We start from the raw sequence: 16214 nt of genomic DNA on the forward strand, positions 1-16214 counted from the left end.
TATTCGTGTCATATTATTAATTTGTAAAGCTAATGTAAACATCTTAGAACTTGCGTATAGAAAAAGATCCTCCGCGTATCCGTTTCTCCAGCCAGTGCAGCATAACTTGCTGATAAAAGGAACGAGTAAACGGCAGCAGAAAGGTAATTCCGATCAGATCGGTGAAAAATCCGGGAATCAGCAGCAGCAAGCCGCCTGCCAGCACACATAAGCCTTCAAGCAGCTTGCGCCCAGGTATTTGACCCTGCTGCAGTTGAAGCTGCGCCTCTGTCCACACCTTGCGTCCTTCCGCCAGCGTTAAATACGCACCCGCCATACTGAACAGAACAATGAGTCCAAACGTCTGCCAGCCGCCGAGCCAGCTGCTTGCTTGTACGATGCCCCAAAACTCAATCAAAGGCAATATGATTAATGCTGCGATTATCCACTTTTTCATTACAAATTCCTCCCGTCCACTTTATGCAGGCAGCAGCCGTCATCCTTTAGCTTATTATCTGCCTTATTAAATCATACAGCGCAGGAAGCCCTTTGTCCAAACGCATGGGTCGCCACTCCTTATTCACCCATACATGCTTCGTTCCTCCCGTAACGAGCCGCTCCCCCGGAAGGCTTTCCTGCAGCTCGTAAAAAGCGGGTTTAAACGACGCCTCATCCACTTTACGAATTTCAGATTCGAAGGCTAAGCGCACGGAGGTGAAGTCCGATATGCGTGTACAAATAAGCAGCGTGTCATCGTATCGCGCCGGCAATGCATAATGGCAATGCAAATCGATGACAGGCAGCAGCATGCCGCTTTGTTCAATGGATTTGTAGTCAAAGCCTGCTGATCGTATCAGCTCGGTACGCCCAATTTCAAACCAGTTCAAATAGTTCGTATGAAACACGACCCCCATTTGATCCGTTTCCTGATAACGGACGCGCAGCGGATGCGCGAACCATCCAGACAACAGGCTGCTCATCATATAAACCTCCCTTTAAGTTCAACAAAAGCGACGGTGAAATTCACCATCGCTTGTTGTTGCTCTGTCTATACGAGCAGAGAATATGCAATTAAGGTGAAACGACCGAAAGCCATTCTCTGGCGGCGCGGCGTTTCAATCCGAGAAATATAGAGAGTGTATGACGAAATCATATACTTTCCTATATTTTGAAAAACTATACAGACTTGGATTGGCCGGAGTAAATAACGCCTGTTTCGCCGTAAAGCGTAACTTCCATGCCATCTTCCAAAATAGTTGTAGCATTAGAAATGCCCAGAATAACTGGAATTCCGAGGTTGATGCCGCAAACAGCTGCATGGCTAGTAATGCCGCCTTGCTCCGTTACAACAGCAGCCGCTTTCTCGAATGCAGGCATATATTCTTTATCCGTCGATACGGTTACAAGAATCGAACCTTGTGTTGTTTTTGCAATGGCTTCCTCAGGAGTACGGGCAACGACAACTTTACCGGTAGCTGTTTGGCTGCCAATACCTTGTCCATTTGCCAGAAGCTCGCCAATGTGGTGAATTTTGATCAGGTTTGTTGTTCCAGAGCGGCCTACAGGCACTCCAGCAGTAATAACGATAGTATCGCCAAGAGCAAGCAAGCCAGTGCTGAGTGCGCCTGTTACTGCATTTTCGAACAAACCGTCTGTAGAATCAACGAATGAGCCTTTAACCGGAATAACGCCCCATACAAGTGCCAGGCGACGCATAACCGTCTCTTCTGTCGTTACCGCAATGATCGGCGCTTTCGGACGGTATTTGGATACCATACGGGAAGTGAAGCCGCTTTGCGTCGAAGTAACGATCGCTTTCGCTTTCAGGTCAAATGCGGAATTAGCTACCGCTTGGGAGATCGCTTCCGTTACGCTTGTTTGCTGTGCATTCGCTTGTTTCGTGAAAATTTCACGGTATTCAAGAGCCGATTCTGCACGCTCAGCGATACGGGCCATCGTTTGTACCGATTCAACAGGATATTTGCCAGCAGCAGTTTCGCCGGAAAGCATGATCGCATCTGTACCGTCGAAAATCGCATTCGCTACGTCACTCGCCTCAGCACGAGTCGGACGCGGGTTGCGCTGCATCGAATCCAGCATTTGTGTTGCTGTAATAACGGGCTTGCCAGCGCGGTTACATTTTTGAATCATCGATTTTTGTACGAGCGGTACTTCTTCTGCCGGAATTTCAACGCCAAGGTCGCCACGGGCAACCATCAGGCCGTCGGAAACTTCCAAAATTTCATCAAGGTTGTCTACACCTTGCTGGTTCTCAATTTTAGAAATAATTTGGATATGGCCCGCATTGTGGCGCTCCAAAAGCTCGCGAATTTCCAAAACATCGCTTGCTTTACGCACGAAGGAAGCCGCGATGAAATCTACGCCTTGCTCAATGCCGAAGACGATGTCATTCGCGTCTTTCTCTGTAATACCTGGGAGCGAGATGTTAACGCCTGGTACGTTAACGCCCTTCTTGCTTTTAATTTGACCGCTGTTGACGATGCGGCAAATGATTTCCGTTCCTTGCACATCTTCAACCGTCAAGCCAATGAGGCCATCATCGATCAAAATGGTCGATCCAACCGAAACGTCGTTAGGCAGATCCGTATACGTAATTGGAATGCGCGTCACATCGCCAAGAATTTCTTCTGTTGTCAAAGCGATTTTCTCGCCTTGCACCAGTTCAATTGGCTCTTCTTTCAATTTGCCCAGACGAATTTCCGGACCTTTCGTATCAAGGAGAATGGCTGTTGTTTTGCCGAGTTCGATATTTGCTTGACGAATATTCTTGATACGGTTACCGTGCTCTTCAAAATCGCCATGGGAGAAGTTCAGACGAGCAACGTTCATGCCCGCTTGAATAAGTTTCTTCGTGTTTTCAAGTGATTCGCTGGATGGTCCGATTGTACATACAATCTTTGTTTTACGCATGTTTAGTTTTCCTCCGTTATATTGCCTGCTTGAATGGTAGGCCTTGCTAGTTAATCTTCTTTTAAAAATATAAGAATTTATAAGTTGTTCACATATAAATAGGCTTATATTTCTCGAACTGAAACGCGCTGTGCCGCCATAGGACGGGCGAAAGCCGTTTCACCTTGAAATATAGGAAAGTATATCATTTCGCCATACTTTCTCTCTATTTCTCGGACTGAAACGCGCCGCGCCGCCAAAGTATGGCGACAGCCGTTTCACCTTGACCACAACTTAAATTACACGATTACGGGCAGCTTGTACAGTATAAAATATTTGTAAACTATACCTGCGCCGATTCCGGCTGCGCTGCTTTCTCCGTGCTTGGTTCTCCGCCTGCTGCCGCTGCCTCGGAAGGCTTGTCTGCCAGCTCGGCGGCTTGCTGCTCTTCTGCCAGCGTCTGCTGGGCAATCTGGAACTTGCCGATTTTGCGGAATTTGCTGTAGCGGTCCTCTTTCAGCTCTTCCGGCGTCATGGCCCGAAGCTCCTGCAAATGGCTCCACAGCTTGGTCTTCAGGTGCTCTGCTGTAAAAGCAAGATCACGATGCGCACCGCCCTGCGGCTCCTCTACAATGTCCTCAATGACTTCAAACGCGAGTAAATCCTTGGCTGTAATCTTCATTGCTTCTGCGGCCAGATCAGCTTTCGATGCATCCTTCCAGAGAATCGAGGCTGCTCCATTGGGAGAAATCGCAGAATAGATTGCATTTTCCAGCATCAGCACCCGGTTGCCTACGCCAAGCGCAAGCGCACCGCCGCTGCCGCCTTCGCCAATAACGACGCATATGATCGGCACGCCGAAACCAGCCATTTCCCGCAAGTTTCGGGCAATTGCTTCCGATTGGCCACGTTCCTCAGCAGTATTGCCAGGATAAGCGCCTTTCGTATCAATAAAAGTAATAATCGGGCGATTAAATTTATTGGCTTGCTGCATGAAGCGCAGCGCCTTGCGGAAACCTTCCGGGTGGGGACTTCCGAAGAAACGGGCGATGTTATCGCGCGTATCCTTGCCGCGCTGGTGTCCGACAACCGTTACCGGTACGCCGTTCAGCTTGGCAAGTCCGCCTACGATAGCCAAATCATCGGCAAACAGGCGGTCGCCATGCAGCTCGATGAAATCGGTAAATACCGCCTGAATGAAATCCAGCGTCGTCGGACGCTGATGATGGCGCGCTACATGCATTTTTTGCGCAGGGGTCAGCTCCTGGTACATTTCCTGTTCCAGCTGCTTGCAGCGCTCCTCAAGCCGGGCAATTTCCTCGGAAAAATCCATGCCATTGCCCGCTGCGAGCGTTTCCAGCGTTTTTATTTTTTCCCTTAAATCACTGAGCGGTTTCTCGAACGGAAGCTCACCCGCCATTAGACAATCCCTCCCCTGCGGTATGCATATCAAGCAGTTTGGTCAGCATATGCTTCATGTCGTTACGGTGTACAACCATATCAAGCTGGCCATGCTGCAAATTGAATTCCGCCGTCTGGAAGTTGTCCGGCAGCTTCTGACGAATCGTCTGCTCGATTACAATGCGGCCTGCAAAGCCTACTAATGCTCCAGGCTCGGCCAAATTGTAGTCGCCAAGACTTGCGAAGCTCGCCGAGACGCCACCCATCGTTGGATCGGTGAATACCGAGATAAACAAGCCGCCCGCCTCATGAAGCTTGGAGAGCGCTGCGCTTGTTTTCGCCATTTGCATAAGGCTCAGAATGCTTTCCTGCATGCGTGCGCCACCTGATGTCGAGAAAATAATAAGCGGCAGGCGCTTGTCAAGCGCCGCTTCTACAGCCCGCGTTATCTTTTCACCTACGACCGAGCCCATGCTGCCGCTGAAAAAGTCAAAGCTCATGACAGCGACAACGACAGGAAGACCGCCGATAGTTCCTTCGCCGGTAACAACTGCTTCACGCAAGTTCGGGTTCTTAGCCAGTTGCTGCTCCAGCTTGCTCGCATAACCTGGGAAACCAAGCGGATCTTCCGATACAAGGTCGGTATCGTATTCCGTCAGCTGTCCTTCATCAAGCGTCATGGCAATGCGCTCCCAAGCCGAAAGGCGGAAGTGATAGCCACAGGAGGAGCAGACCTTCAGATTCTTCTCCAGCTCTTTGCTGTATTGAATCGTTCCGCACCGCGTACACTTATTCATCAGTCCTTCTGGAATGTCGCGTTTAGGGCGCTCCGAAGGTACTGTCGCGTATTTCTTCTTCGTAAACAAGTCCTTTATTTGCACGTATGACACCTCTCAAGGCGCAATCGAATAAGGGAATCCGTTACGGCTGAAACAAGGAGTTAAACACTTCTTGAACTTCCTCCAGCTCACCCGACGGCACCAATATTTCAAATTGCTGTTTAGACAGATTGACTGGACGGATCTTCACGAGAAATCCTTCTTCCGTAAGCCGTTTCTTGATATTCTCTGCGATTTTTGCTGTTGGCGCGATATAAATGACCGTCCACATTATGGTACCTCCTGAAAACTTTGCTACGGGCAAAGTTTACATGTTAAACATAGCTAAGTCCCGTTAACAGGTCATATGATCTTATAATAGTATCATAATCATGGGGAATCGGGCAAATGGTATTGCTGCGCTTTCGGGTCCTGATGTGCTATTCTTGCCGATGCGGCCGCCGCAAGTCCCGCAACGAGATCATCGAGGAACACATGGATATGCCGCCCTTTTATATTAAGCTGATTAATAATGCCAGGCTTCACTTTATCCAAATAACCAAAACTCGTCAAGCCGATCATCCCGTACACATTCGTAATGCCAAGCGCCAGCGTCTCATCCACCCCATACAGCGACTCGTCATTTTCCATAATCGCCTGCAGCGGTTCAGGCAATAACTTGCGCTCCGCCAGCTCGTCTAAAGCGATGCCCGTATAAAGCACATACTGCACCTCGCGCTTGCCCAGTACAGCCCGGACGCTGTCCTCGCATTCCTTCATGCATAAGCTCGCATTGTAAGGACGCTGCAGCGTATACACAATCTCTGCAATATCGTCGACCTTCACTCCGCGCTTGCCCAGCCACGCTTCAATCTTGGATGTCGAAGCCATGTCCATCCCTCCCATGCTTGTACGCTGTTATGCAGCGTAAGCAGCGGCAATGCGGCTATCGGGGCCCTAATAACGTTGCTGCCTTTCACGGAAGCTGTATCCCCGGCCCGCAAGCAGCTGGCCTCCCGCATTTCTCCGCTTGTATCCCTAAATGTATGCGGATAACGGAAGATATGTGCATCATTTTGAATTCGCTTGCGGAGAGGACGAAATAAGAGAAATGGGCAGCATTGGCTTGAAAATAGGGCTGGCCTCCGCTGTAGACAGCTAAGGCCAGCCCTATGAGAGCTCGCTCCGCCAAGTTTATGCTTCGCGATTTTTTAGTAAAAACAAACAGTCTAACCTTTGTAGGAGTCCTGCCTGCCTGCCTGTCTATGAACTCCTGTCATTTATGCTAGCGCCGTATACTGCTCGCTCCTATTTGACGACGACAGCACCTTCGCCGAACAGCTGCTCAATCTCGCCGAACAACTCCGGCGACGGCTTGACGCGGTAGCTGTCGCTAAGGGCGATCAGCTTCTGTTCACGCTCGTAGAACAGAACGGTGTCCAGTTGGCCGGGGTGCTCGGCCAGCAGCTGCTTGAGCCGCTCCAGCGCGGCAAGCTGCTCGCGCGCGGCTGCGAGCTTGATGTAAACCCGCTGGCGCTTTCGCCCAGCGGGTTCCTGCCGCGGTGCCCGCGGCGGCAACTGCTGCGCTGCGCCTGCAGCAGCAGTGCCGGGCCCGCGGCCCGCCGGGGCGGCTGGCGCTGCCGCCCCGCCCTTGCCCTGCCCGGACGGCTTCGCCTGTCCGGGGCCGGGCCACGCGCCTCTCGCGGCGCGGGCTTGCGCTTGCCGTTGCAAGCGCTGCGCCTGCTCTGCGAGCGGCGCCCCTGCCGCAGCAGCTCCGCCTGCAAGCGGCACAACATCCTCCAGGATGAGCTTAAACTCCTCATCCTGATGCTGAACGGTCGCCTGCACAATGGCGAGGCCTCCCTTTTCCAGCTTGTCCGCGCAGCGTTTCCACACTGCCGGGAACACAACGGCTTCGACGCGGAGGATGCGGTCCTCCAGCTCCAGAAACCCCATTGCATTGCCCTTCTTGTTCGTGAACGGCTTCAGCGACACAATGTGCACCGCCGCTACCGCCGGCGCACCTTCCGCGCTATCTGCCAGCTCGAACAGACGGTCGAGCCCGAGCGGTGCAAGCTGCTCCTCTACGGCGTCGAGCGGGTGCCCCGACAAATACATGCCTAGCAGCTCGCGTTCAAACTCCAACTGCTCGGATGTTGAAAATGGCCTGATGTCCGGCAGCTCCACATCCCAGTTCTGCACCTCGTCGAAGCCGAACAGCTCGATCTGCAGCTCGGCGCGCTCCTTGCGCCATTTCACCGCCGCTTCGACCGTCTCCTCCAGCGCACCGAGCAATTGCGCCCGGTGTCCAGGCAGCGAGTCAAAGGCGCCAGCCTGGATGAGCGACTCCAGCACGCGCTTGTTCACGACGCGCAAATCAACGCGGCGGCACAGGTCGAGCAAGCTTTCAAACGGTTTGCCCGCCCGCTCCTTTCGCAGCGCTTCAATCGCCTGCGTACCGACATTTTTCACCGTCGCCAGCCCAAAACGCACCGCTCCTTCAACCGGCGTGAACGTCACGCCGCTCTCGTTGACATCGGGCGGCAGCACCTGAATGCCCATTCGGCGGCATTCATCGACGTATTCCGCCGTTTTCCGCTGGTTGCCATTCACGGACGCCAGCATCGAAGCCATAAATGGAACTGGATAATGCGCCTTCAGCCATGCCGTCTGAAAAGCCAGTACACCGTAAGCGGCCGCATGCGCCCGCGGGAACCCATAGTCTGCAAAACGCACGATCATATCGTAAACGAGATTCGCCTCGTCCTCGCTGTAGCCCTGCGCCACGCTGCCCTTCACAAAATGCTCCCGCTGCTCATCCAGCACCTCGCGCTTTTTCTTCGAAACGGCACGGCGCAGCAAATCGGCTTCGCCTAGCGAGAAGCCTGCCATGCTGGAGGCAATCTGCATAATTTGCTCTTGGTACACGATAATGCCATACGTATCGGATAGAATCGGCTCAAGGGACGGATGAGGATACTCCACCTCTACCTCGCCATGCTTGCCTTGAATATATTTTGGAATAAATTCCATCGGACCAGGCCGATACAAAGCAAGGACCGATACGATATCTTCGAACTCCGATGCCTTCAAGTCCCGCAGCACGCGACGAACGCCGGAAGACTCCAGTTGGAAAATGCCCGTCGTCTCGCCGCGGCCGAGCATCGCATACGTTTCCGGGTCGTTGTCGGGAATCATGCGAAAATCAATCGTCTCACCGTACTGCTCCTTCACCCAATTCAGCGTCCGCTCCAAAATCGAAAGGGTGCGAAGTCCCAGAAAGTCCATCTTGAGCAGCCCAATCGCTTCCAGATGCTCCATCGAATATTGGGTTAAAATAGCCCCTTCGCCGCCCGCTTGCAGCGGCACATATTCCGTCAGCGGCTCGCTGGCAATGACAACTCCCGCCGCATGTGTCGAAGCATGGCGCGGCATGCCCTCTACCTTAATCGCCATATCCAGCATCGCCGCCGTCTTCGGCAAGCGCTCCGCCGCCTCGCGCAGCCCTTCAGTCGACCGCAGCGCCTCGGCAAGCGTAATGCCGAGCTGGCGCGGAATGAGCTTCGCCGCGCGATCCACCTCGGCGAACGGCACATTCATGGCGCGTCCTACATCGCGGACCGCCGCTTTCGCCGCCATAGTGCCGAACGTAATAATTTGGGCAACATGCCCTTCGCCGTATTTTTGGGATACATAGGCAATGACTTCATCCCGTCGTTCATCATTAAAGTCGATATCAATATCAGGCATTGATATACGCTCCGGATTCAGAAAACGCTCAAAGAGCAGCTTGTATTTCAGCGGATCTACGTCGGTGATCCGCAATGTATAAGCAACTAAAGAGCCGGCTGAAGAGCCCCGTCCCGGGCCTGTACGAATGTCCTGCTCATGGGCAAACCGGATAAAATCCCAGACGATTAGAAAATAATCGCTAAAGCCCATTTTTTCAATGACAGACAGCTCATAAGCTAGCCGCTCCTCAGCCTGCCGGCGGAAGTCCGGCTCCTGCGTCCACTCCGGCAGCAGGCTGTATCTCGCAAGCAGCCCCTCGCTGCATAGCTGCTGCAAATATCCTGCTGAGCTTGCTCCCTCTGGCACGGGATGAAATACCGGAAGCGGCGCCCGTCCGAAAGCCAGCTCAAGCGTACATTTATCCGCGATGGCTGCCGTATTTGCAATAGCCTGCGGCACATGGCGGAATAGGGCCGCCATCTCTTCCCCGCTCTTTAAATACATTTGGTCCGTCTGCATTTTCATACGGTCCTCGTCATCGACCGATTTGCCTGTCCCAATGCAAATGAGCACATCCTGCATTTCCGCGTCAGCCGCAGTCATATAATGAACATCGTTCGTAACCGCCAGCTGAATGCCGGTTTCCCGCGCCAGCTCAATCATCGCTGCATTCACTTTTTTCTGCTCCAGCAAATGATGATCCTGAAGCTCCAAATAAAAATCATCGCCGAAAATATCCCGGTACCGTTCCGCTGCCTTGCGCGCTTCATCGGGCTTGTCATGCAGCAAATGCTGCGAAACTTCGCCTCCAAGGCAGGCGCTCAGGCAGACGATGCCTTCCGCATGCTTAGCCAGCATTTCCGGATCGACGCGCGGACGATAATGAAAGCCTTCCAAATGGGCAATCGAGCTCAGCTTCATGAGGTTTCGATAGCCTGTTTCATTTTTGGCAAGCAAAATTAAATGATAGATCGGGTTTTCCTTGCGCGAGCCCTTCTCAAACCGCGAGCTTGCGGTCATATACATCTCACAGCCTACAATCGGCTTAATACCATGCTGCTGGCAGGCACGGATGAACGGAATCGCTCCATACATGACGCCATGGTCCGTAAGCGCCAGCGCCTTCATCCCAAGCTCCGCAGCGCGGGCTGCCAAATCACGAATCCGTGCCGCGCCATCAAGCAAGCTATATTCACTATGAACGTGCAAATGCACAAATGGCGACTCTTTAGCGGTCATTGCGCCTCGCCCCCTCAGGTGTTCCATCTCTATTTGTCTATTTTATCATAATCACCAAGGCACCGCCCATACAATGATAATAGGGGCCGGACGGGCTCCACTTGGCGAAGAGAGCTGGTGAGCGAAGTGAATTATTTTTTGATGAAGGCAGGGCTCGATTTCTTTATTGCCTTTGGCGTCGTATTAGGCGGATCAATGCTCGCTGGCATTGGATCGGTATTTCTACTGATGCCTCCCACCTCCATGATGGTCAATACAGCGGCAAATTTAAAAATCTGGGCTATAGTAGCTGCAGTAGGCGGCTCCATTGATCCGATGCGCGTCATAGAAAGCAACATTATGGAGGGGCATCTGTCCCCGGCGGCACAGCAGGTTGGCTATATTATCGCTGCTTTTCTAGGGGCTCATATGGGTACGGAGCTAGTCAGGCTCATTTGCAAAGGGACGGGCTAAGCGATGCGGCTGCCACCGTTTGACAAATATATTAAAGGGCTGCAAATGTTTGGCATGCTTCTGCTCGGCATGGTTGTCGGCGCGGTCGTTTACAACTCCCTCTACCAAGCACAATTTGAGGCACTTGTCAGTCTCAAAAGCGAGCTCGAAATTCGATTGGAGCAATATGAGCAGGACATTAGCAATCTTAAAGAGTTCAAGCATCAGCACACGGTGATCAAGAGCGTTTTGCCGAGAATCGAGCTGGAAGCCGGGCAAAATGCAGGCCGTCCGCAGCTGGACAAAATGACAGAGGCCGAGCTGATTCGGCGGATCAAAGCCGATCTTTCCGTATTTATCGGTCAAAGCATTTACGAGATTGATTCCAATGCGCAGTTTGCAAGAAAGCTGCTGAGCAAGAGAGTTTACAACGAGGTACTGGAGAAGGATTACGAGGTCGAGGTCAAAACGATGCTTGTCGTCGATAATGTGCTGCAGCTGTGGGTTAAAGTCCGCCTGCATGATCGCGGACCGAGCTAGCGTAAAGACATGCGCTGCACAGCTTCTGTTTTGGAAGGTATTCATGCTACAATAGCAGCAGAAATGTGGAATAGAGCACTATCATTCCGCTTGCAAAGGAGCTGCTTTAAAACTAATGGATTCACTGATGCAATATTTATTTGCCCCCGTCATCTTCCTCACCTTGCTGCTGACGGTTATTTTCAGTTACAGATCCCGCAGGGCCACCGATGGAGCAATGCGTATGCTGTACGGGGCCAGAATGAATATAAGCATGGGCGTCATGCTCATATTTATTGCCGGCGTTCAGCTGTTTTTGTCCAATGAATCCACCGTGCGCATCGTTATTGGCACGCTATTCATGGTCATTGGCCTATTCAATCTTTTCGCTGGCCTACGCAATCTCAGTATGCTGCGCACGACGCGTCGCTAATGAAGGGGAGCGGCGAACGCTGCGCTAATATAGCTTAGCTCCATTCTCCGCTTGCCTTCTTCAGAGCGGCCGCCTTGGCTGCTCTATGTCTAAGGATCAATCATTTGGGCTGACATCATCGCTTTCGCTGCCAGCCCATTGCGATCCCTCACTTCAATTTCGAGCTTTGTTGACTTGCGGCTCATCTCCATTGCCCGCGGTATAATCGTTATTTCACTGTCCATTTCAACCGGCTTCACAAAATAAGTCGTCATGCTTTCGAGCAAATAATCGCGTTTCCCCGTCTCGCGAATCATTCTCCTGCCAGCCTGCGTCATAAGCGTAACGAGCACGCCTTCCGATATCATGCCAAGCGAGCCTGACATTTGCGGCGTTACGACCCCTTTATAAACAAACTCGCCTGCTGCATCTTCGCTAGCCATAAATCTAGACCACATTAAATCATCGAATGTTTCGCCCGATTCTGGCTGTTTGCCCGCAAACCGGAGCGCATCAATCACCTGCTGGCGGCTAATGACACCAAGCAGCTTGCGATGCCGATCAACGATAGGCAGCAAATCAATCCCTTCCGCCGCCATCGTATGCGCAGCGGATGTAACGGTAATATTAGGCGCAGCCGTAATCGGATGGCGGGTCATCAGCTTATCGACGGTCTGCTCATCCAGTGCGCCGGAGGCATCCTTTGCCGTCATCATGCCAATGACTTTGCCACGGTCATCCACCACGGGAAAACGAGAATAGCCTGTTCTGCGCCGCAGCTCCTTGAAGCTGCCTGCCGTGTCTCCGGGATGCAGCACATCGGCTGGTCTGCTGAACGTAACCAAATCTTCAATCAGCATCACTTTTCGCTTAATGAGACGGTCGTACATAGCGCGGTTGATCATGGACGCAACGGTAAACGTGTCATATCGCGAAGATAGAATAGGCAGCCCCTTCTCATCCGCAAGCGCTTTAACCTCTTCGCTCGTCTCGAAGCCGCCTGTAATGAGCACACCTGCTCCTTGCTCTAGCGCCCGCTTATGCGCACCGATCCGGTTGCCGACAATAAGCAGGCTATCTTCATCGATATAACGCAGCATAGCATCGAGCTCCATAGCGCCGATAACGAACTTATGCAGCGTTTTTTCAAGGCCAGATGCGCCACCAAACAGCTGGCCTTCTACAATTTCCGCTACTTCGCCAAACGTAAGCTGGTCCAGTGCTTCTTTTCTTTTACGGTCGATGCGCACTGTCCCAATTCTTTCCTTTGTACTGACAAGTCCGGTTGCTTCCGCTTCTTTAATGGCTTTATAGGCTGTTCCTTCACTGACTCCCAGCGTTTTTGCAATCACTCTGACCGAGATTTTAGTTCCGATCTTCAGCTCTTGAATATGTGCAAGAATCAGCTCATGCTTGGTGCTGGTCTCTGAACCGGAACCGACTTTAGACACACCTGTACCTCCCTCTGGCTTTCAACACTGCTGGCTAACTATTAATGTTCTCATTATACCAATCCACCATAACGGCGGCGACCTTAAGTTTCGCGTCTATTTCATTGCCCCGCTTGTCCACAAAACGATATTTATCGAACACAGGCTGCAATACGCCTTTGCTTAAAGCTGTACTCATTCCTTCAATAATAAAAGCTTGCCAATCGTAAACAATCGGCACCGAGTAACGCAATTGGTAAGCAGGCACATCCGTCATCTTAACCGATTGCTGCGGAATTTCCTCGTAAATGGTGGAAAATAAAATCGAGGCCTTCTCGCTATAAGGACGCGACGCCACTTCCGATTCCAAGCTGATTCGATATTCCACCATTTGTGAATGGGGCTCCACCCGGCAGCGCAAAATACCATGCGCGAGCAGAAGCTTCTCTTTTTTATGAAAAATCGTATAGCTCAAACGCACGTGGAATCGCACTTGACGGTAATACAGCTGAACTTTGCGGAAAAACTCAAATTCTTCTAACATCTCCCAATCCCCTTGTAAAAAGAACCTTTTAAGTAAAAAGAAGTTTAATAAGGACCATTTTACATAATTATAATAAAGTCAGGTATTTCCGTCAATGACTTTAGTCATTATATTTAATAGGTTCTATAGAACGTTGTTGGTTGGCATCTAAAGCTCTATCTTTAGGCTGAGGTGAACAATTTGAGTAAATTTGCCCGATACATAGGAGATAACATCCGCACACTGCGCAAAATGAGGGGCCTTAGCCAGGAGCAGCTGGCGCTCAGAGCGGACATTAATGCTTCGTATATGGGGCAAGTCGAGCGAGGAGAGAAAAGTCCTACCGTCGATGTTCTCGGCAAAATTGCCGCAGCGCTCGACTCTCCGCTGGAACAGCTTGTTCATTTGGATGCTTCGCAGCAGACAAGCCCAGAAGACAATAGTTACGCCGACAAAATCGCCCATCAATTACATGGACTAACCGTCAAAGAACAAGAAGCGGTTTACAAATTCGTAAAGCAGCTCGTCCAGTTCAAAGAATTGGATTAAGGTATGAAAAACAAATAAGGCTCAGCGACCATCGCTGGGCCTTATTTGTTTTTGTTTCGCTTTTACTAGCTAGCCCCGCGCGCGCCGCCTGGCAACAACCTGCTGAAGCTTGCGCTCCAGCGCCCGGCTTTTAGCCCGTTTAATGCGCTGCATCTGCTGCCTCCTTGCTTCGCCTTGCATCAGCGCATCGATTTGCGCCGCTACAATGACAAGCGAGAACACCAGCCAGACGATGCTAAATAAGCTTGTCCCGCTCCAAGGAGCGCCCAAATCCAGTCTGGGCACCCCATAGACTAGCATCGCTACCGCAGCTAGCAAATATAATACATGACGGCTCCTGCCTTTTCTCATATCCCTCAGCTCCTCTGGTAGCACTCCTCACATTATATGAAGCAAGGACGAGGGATATGACCGCCGGCGTTAATCAACGATGGATTTTAGCACATCGGACATAATGCGGTTTATGTCCTCAAAAACGATGGAGAAGCGGCGCTCAGCCTCCATCAAGCCGCTGATGAGCGGATTTAGCGAAATGACCTCATACAGCTTGTTCAGCGTATCCATATCGACAGCGGAAGGCTCCTCGCCCGCCATCATTTTCTGCTGAAGCTCGTTTTGGCGCTCGCGAAAATCATCAAGCATCCGCTTTGCATCTGGATCAGCATCTGCAGCCCGCTTTGCTTCTTTGAGCAAACGCGCTTCCTCGCTGTCCTTTAGCGCTTTGGCCAGTTCATATGTTTTGTCGTAAACATTCATGGCTTTTCCCCTCCATTATTTGCGTGAACAGCTGTTAGTATCTAATCACCAAGGGATAGATGTCCTCATATGATGAATTAATTCGTGCAAAACACCCAGCGGCTGTTACCCGCTTGCCGGAATCCTCCTGCTTGGAAGGAGATTTACGATGCTCAAATCGAAAGTAGCCGTCCAGGTTATCAGCTCAGGCATGCTCGCCGAGGATACGCTCATGTTGGGCGAAGCCTATATGAAACAGTGGAAGATCCCTCAGGGCCAGCCTGTAACGATGACCTTCGGCTCACTTAAGCAACATGTCAAAGTATTACCCGTCACACGTTATGACGGTATTCGAATTAGCCAAAGCCTTGCACGCAAGATGGGCATTTCGAATGGCGCTGCCTTAAGAATCAACTATAAATCCGGATCAGCGACGCTTTCACTCGGCCCGCTTATCGGTATTCTGATCAGCAGGGATTATCCAGGGACGCCAGATAAGCCGTTCGGCTCGATCACCATGTTCTGCAAGGAGTTGGTTGACGGCTGCGCTGCACAGGGCGGGCATGTGTGTTTTTTTACACCCGTACAATTATCTGGCGGGCAGCAAACCGTGGAAGGCTGGATCTATGCGGGCGGCTGGCAAAGAGCGTCGCTTCCCATTCCAAATGTCATTAACAATCGACTAACTTCCCGAAAACTAGAGAACAAACCCAGCGTACAACATTTTTTCAAAGAAGTAAAATCCAGGTTTCAGACCACTGTTTTCAATGAAAAGTTTCTCGATAAAACGGAGGTTTTCGAAGCGCTCAAGAAGGACGAATCCGCCCTTCGCTATTTGCCAGAGTCTTATTCAATGCGCAGCTTTGCCACCTTTAAGTCCATGTGCAGCAAACACTCCAACATCTTTTTGAAGCCTGTTAGAGGAAGTCTTGGCAAAGGGATCATTCGAGTATCAAAAACTGAAACGGGCGGCTACCAGGCCCAATTTACGACAACGACAGGCTCGCGCAAGCAGCTTTATCCCAGCCAGCTCAAAGTCTATTCCGCCATCTCTGCAAAAATGAAAACCGTCCGCTACCAGGTGCAGCAAGGCCTCCAGCTGATTGAAATCCAGAAGCGTCCCGTCGATTTCCGGGCGCTCGTACAGAAAAATGTCAGCGGAAAATGGAAAATCACTTCGATTGTAGCCCGGACAGCTGGCGGACAGCATTTTGTTTCCAACCTCGCGCGGGGCGGCACATTAAGTACCGTTAGCGAGGCCATTTCCAAATCCAACTTGACGAGCGGCCGAGCGGATGCTTCGAGCAGGCTGCAGCATGCAGCGCTCCTCATTGCCAAAGGAATTGAGACGCATATTCCCGCCCACTTCGGTGAGCTTGGCATCGATCTGGCTATTGATACGAGCGGTAGGGTATGGCTGCTGGAGGTCAACTCCAAGCCTTCCAAAAATGACAATACGCCGCTGAATGACAATAAAATTCGTCCCTCAGTTCGCATGGTTATTCAATATTCCCGATTTTTATCGGGCTTCTAGC

General features: G+C 51.4%; 17 protein-coding genes. 5 read left to right on the plus strand and 12 right to left on the minus strand.

Going from position 1 to position 16214, the window contains the following annotated elements:
* Positions 1 to 43 precede the first annotated feature (43 nt).
* From ABEW34_RS00705 to ABEW34_RS00740, 8 genes are all read right to left on the minus strand, one after another.
* Positions 44 to 436, minus strand: coding sequence for an FxsA family protein (locus ABEW34_RS00705; protein ID WP_430153981.1), 393 nt, complete (start codon positions 434 to 436; stop codon positions 44 to 46).
* Positions 437 to 482: 46 nt separating this feature from the next.
* Complete coding sequence (locus ABEW34_RS00710) at positions 483 to 962, minus strand: acyl-CoA thioesterase (protein ID WP_430153983.1); 480 nt, start codon at positions 960 to 962, stop codon at positions 483 to 485.
* A 193-nt stretch (positions 963 to 1155) separates the two neighbouring features.
* Positions 1156 to 2910, minus strand: coding sequence for a pyruvate kinase (gene pyk / locus ABEW34_RS00715; protein WP_430153985.1), 1755 nt, complete (start codon positions 2908 to 2910; stop codon positions 1156 to 1158).
* Between the two features lie 322 nt (positions 2911 to 3232).
* On the minus strand, positions 3233 to 4309 hold the full coding sequence (locus ABEW34_RS00720) for an acetyl-CoA carboxylase carboxyltransferase subunit alpha (RefSeq protein WP_430153987.1): 1077 nt from the start codon (positions 4307 to 4309) through the stop codon (positions 3233 to 3235).
* Positions 4299 to 5171 carry an acetyl-CoA carboxylase, carboxyltransferase subunit beta gene (gene accD, locus ABEW34_RS00725; RefSeq protein ID WP_099516502.1) on the minus strand — a complete coding sequence of 291 codons (873 nt, stop codon included), beginning with the start codon at positions 5169 to 5171 and terminating at the stop codon, positions 4299 to 4301. Before accD ends, ABEW34_RS00720 begins: the two co-directional genes overlap by 11 nt.
* Positions 5172 to 5211: 40 nt before the next feature.
* Positions 5212 to 5400 carry a hypothetical protein gene (locus tag ABEW34_RS00730; protein ID WP_046229439.1) on the minus strand — a complete coding sequence of 63 codons (189 nt, stop codon included), beginning with the start codon at positions 5398 to 5400 and terminating at the stop codon, positions 5212 to 5214.
* Positions 5401 to 5498: 98 nt separating this feature from the next.
* On the minus strand, positions 5499 to 5999 hold the full coding sequence (locus tag ABEW34_RS00735) for a phosphatidylglycerophosphatase A family protein (protein ID WP_081418968.1): 501 nt from the start codon (positions 5997 to 5999) through the stop codon (positions 5499 to 5501).
* Between the two features lie 417 nt (positions 6000 to 6416).
* A complete protein-coding gene (locus tag ABEW34_RS00740) occupies positions 6417 to 10079 on the minus strand; it encodes a DNA polymerase III subunit alpha (RefSeq protein ID WP_430153989.1) in 3663 nt (1220 codons plus the stop codon).
* A gap of 126 nt (positions 10080 to 10205) precedes the next feature.
* Here ABEW34_RS00740 and ABEW34_RS00745 point away from each other — a divergent pair, with 126 nt between their 5' ends.
* From ABEW34_RS00745 to ABEW34_RS00755, 3 genes are all read left to right on the plus strand, one after another.
* Complete coding sequence (locus ABEW34_RS00745; protein ID WP_056040129.1) at positions 10206 to 10532, plus strand: YtrH family sporulation protein; 327 nt, start codon at positions 10206 to 10208, stop codon at positions 10530 to 10532.
* 3 nt (positions 10533 to 10535) lie between these two features.
* A complete protein-coding gene (locus ABEW34_RS00750; protein ID WP_430153991.1) occupies positions 10536 to 11051 on the plus strand; it encodes a hypothetical protein in 516 nt (171 codons plus the stop codon).
* Positions 11052 to 11166: 115 nt separating this feature from the next.
* On the plus strand, positions 11167 to 11463 hold the full coding sequence (locus ABEW34_RS00755; protein WP_430153993.1) for a YtpI family protein: 297 nt from the start codon (positions 11167 to 11169) through the stop codon (positions 11461 to 11463).
* Positions 11464 to 11552: 89 nt separating this feature from the next.
* On the opposite strand, the gene ABEW34_RS00760 is transcribed toward ABEW34_RS00755, so the two are convergent.
* Both ABEW34_RS00760 and ABEW34_RS00765 read right to left on the minus strand, forming a co-directional pair.
* Positions 11553 to 12893 carry a DRTGG domain-containing protein gene (locus tag ABEW34_RS00760; RefSeq protein WP_046228760.1) on the minus strand — a complete coding sequence of 447 codons (1341 nt, stop codon included), beginning with the start codon at positions 12891 to 12893 and terminating at the stop codon, positions 11553 to 11555.
* 34 nt (positions 12894 to 12927) lie between these two features.
* A complete protein-coding gene (locus ABEW34_RS00765) occupies positions 12928 to 13416 on the minus strand; it encodes a hypothetical protein (protein WP_430153995.1) in 489 nt (162 codons plus the stop codon).
* Between the two features lie 180 nt (positions 13417 to 13596).
* Between ABEW34_RS00765 and ABEW34_RS00770 the strand changes: the two genes are divergently transcribed.
* Positions 13597 to 13944, plus strand: a complete 348-nt coding sequence (locus ABEW34_RS00770; protein ID WP_046228758.1) for a helix-turn-helix domain-containing protein — start codon at positions 13597 to 13599, stop codon at positions 13942 to 13944.
* Positions 13945 to 14013: 69 nt separating this feature from the next.
* Here the strand turns inward: ABEW34_RS00770 and ABEW34_RS00775 are convergent, their stop codons facing one another.
* Together ABEW34_RS00775 and ABEW34_RS00780 are read right to left on the minus strand one after the other, a co-directional pair.
* Positions 14014 to 14295, minus strand: a complete 282-nt coding sequence (locus ABEW34_RS00775) for a hypothetical protein (RefSeq protein ID WP_430153997.1) — start codon at positions 14293 to 14295, stop codon at positions 14014 to 14016.
* A 69-nt stretch (positions 14296 to 14364) separates the two neighbouring features.
* Complete coding sequence (locus ABEW34_RS00780) at positions 14365 to 14700, minus strand: YlbF family regulator (protein ID WP_430153999.1); 336 nt, start codon at positions 14698 to 14700, stop codon at positions 14365 to 14367.
* Positions 14701 to 14848: 148 nt separating this feature from the next.
* On the opposite strand from ABEW34_RS00780, the gene ABEW34_RS00785 reads away from it, so the two are divergent.
* Positions 14849 to 16213, plus strand: a complete 1365-nt coding sequence (locus ABEW34_RS00785) for a YheC/YheD family protein (RefSeq protein ID WP_430154001.1) — start codon at positions 14849 to 14851, stop codon at positions 16211 to 16213.
* Position 16214 lies beyond the last annotated feature (1 nt).

It is taken from the genome of Paenibacillus algorifonticola, assembly GCF_050481745.1.
Taxonomy (GTDB): Bacteria; Bacillota; Bacilli; order Paenibacillales; family Paenibacillaceae; genus Pristimantibacillus; species Pristimantibacillus algorifonticola_A.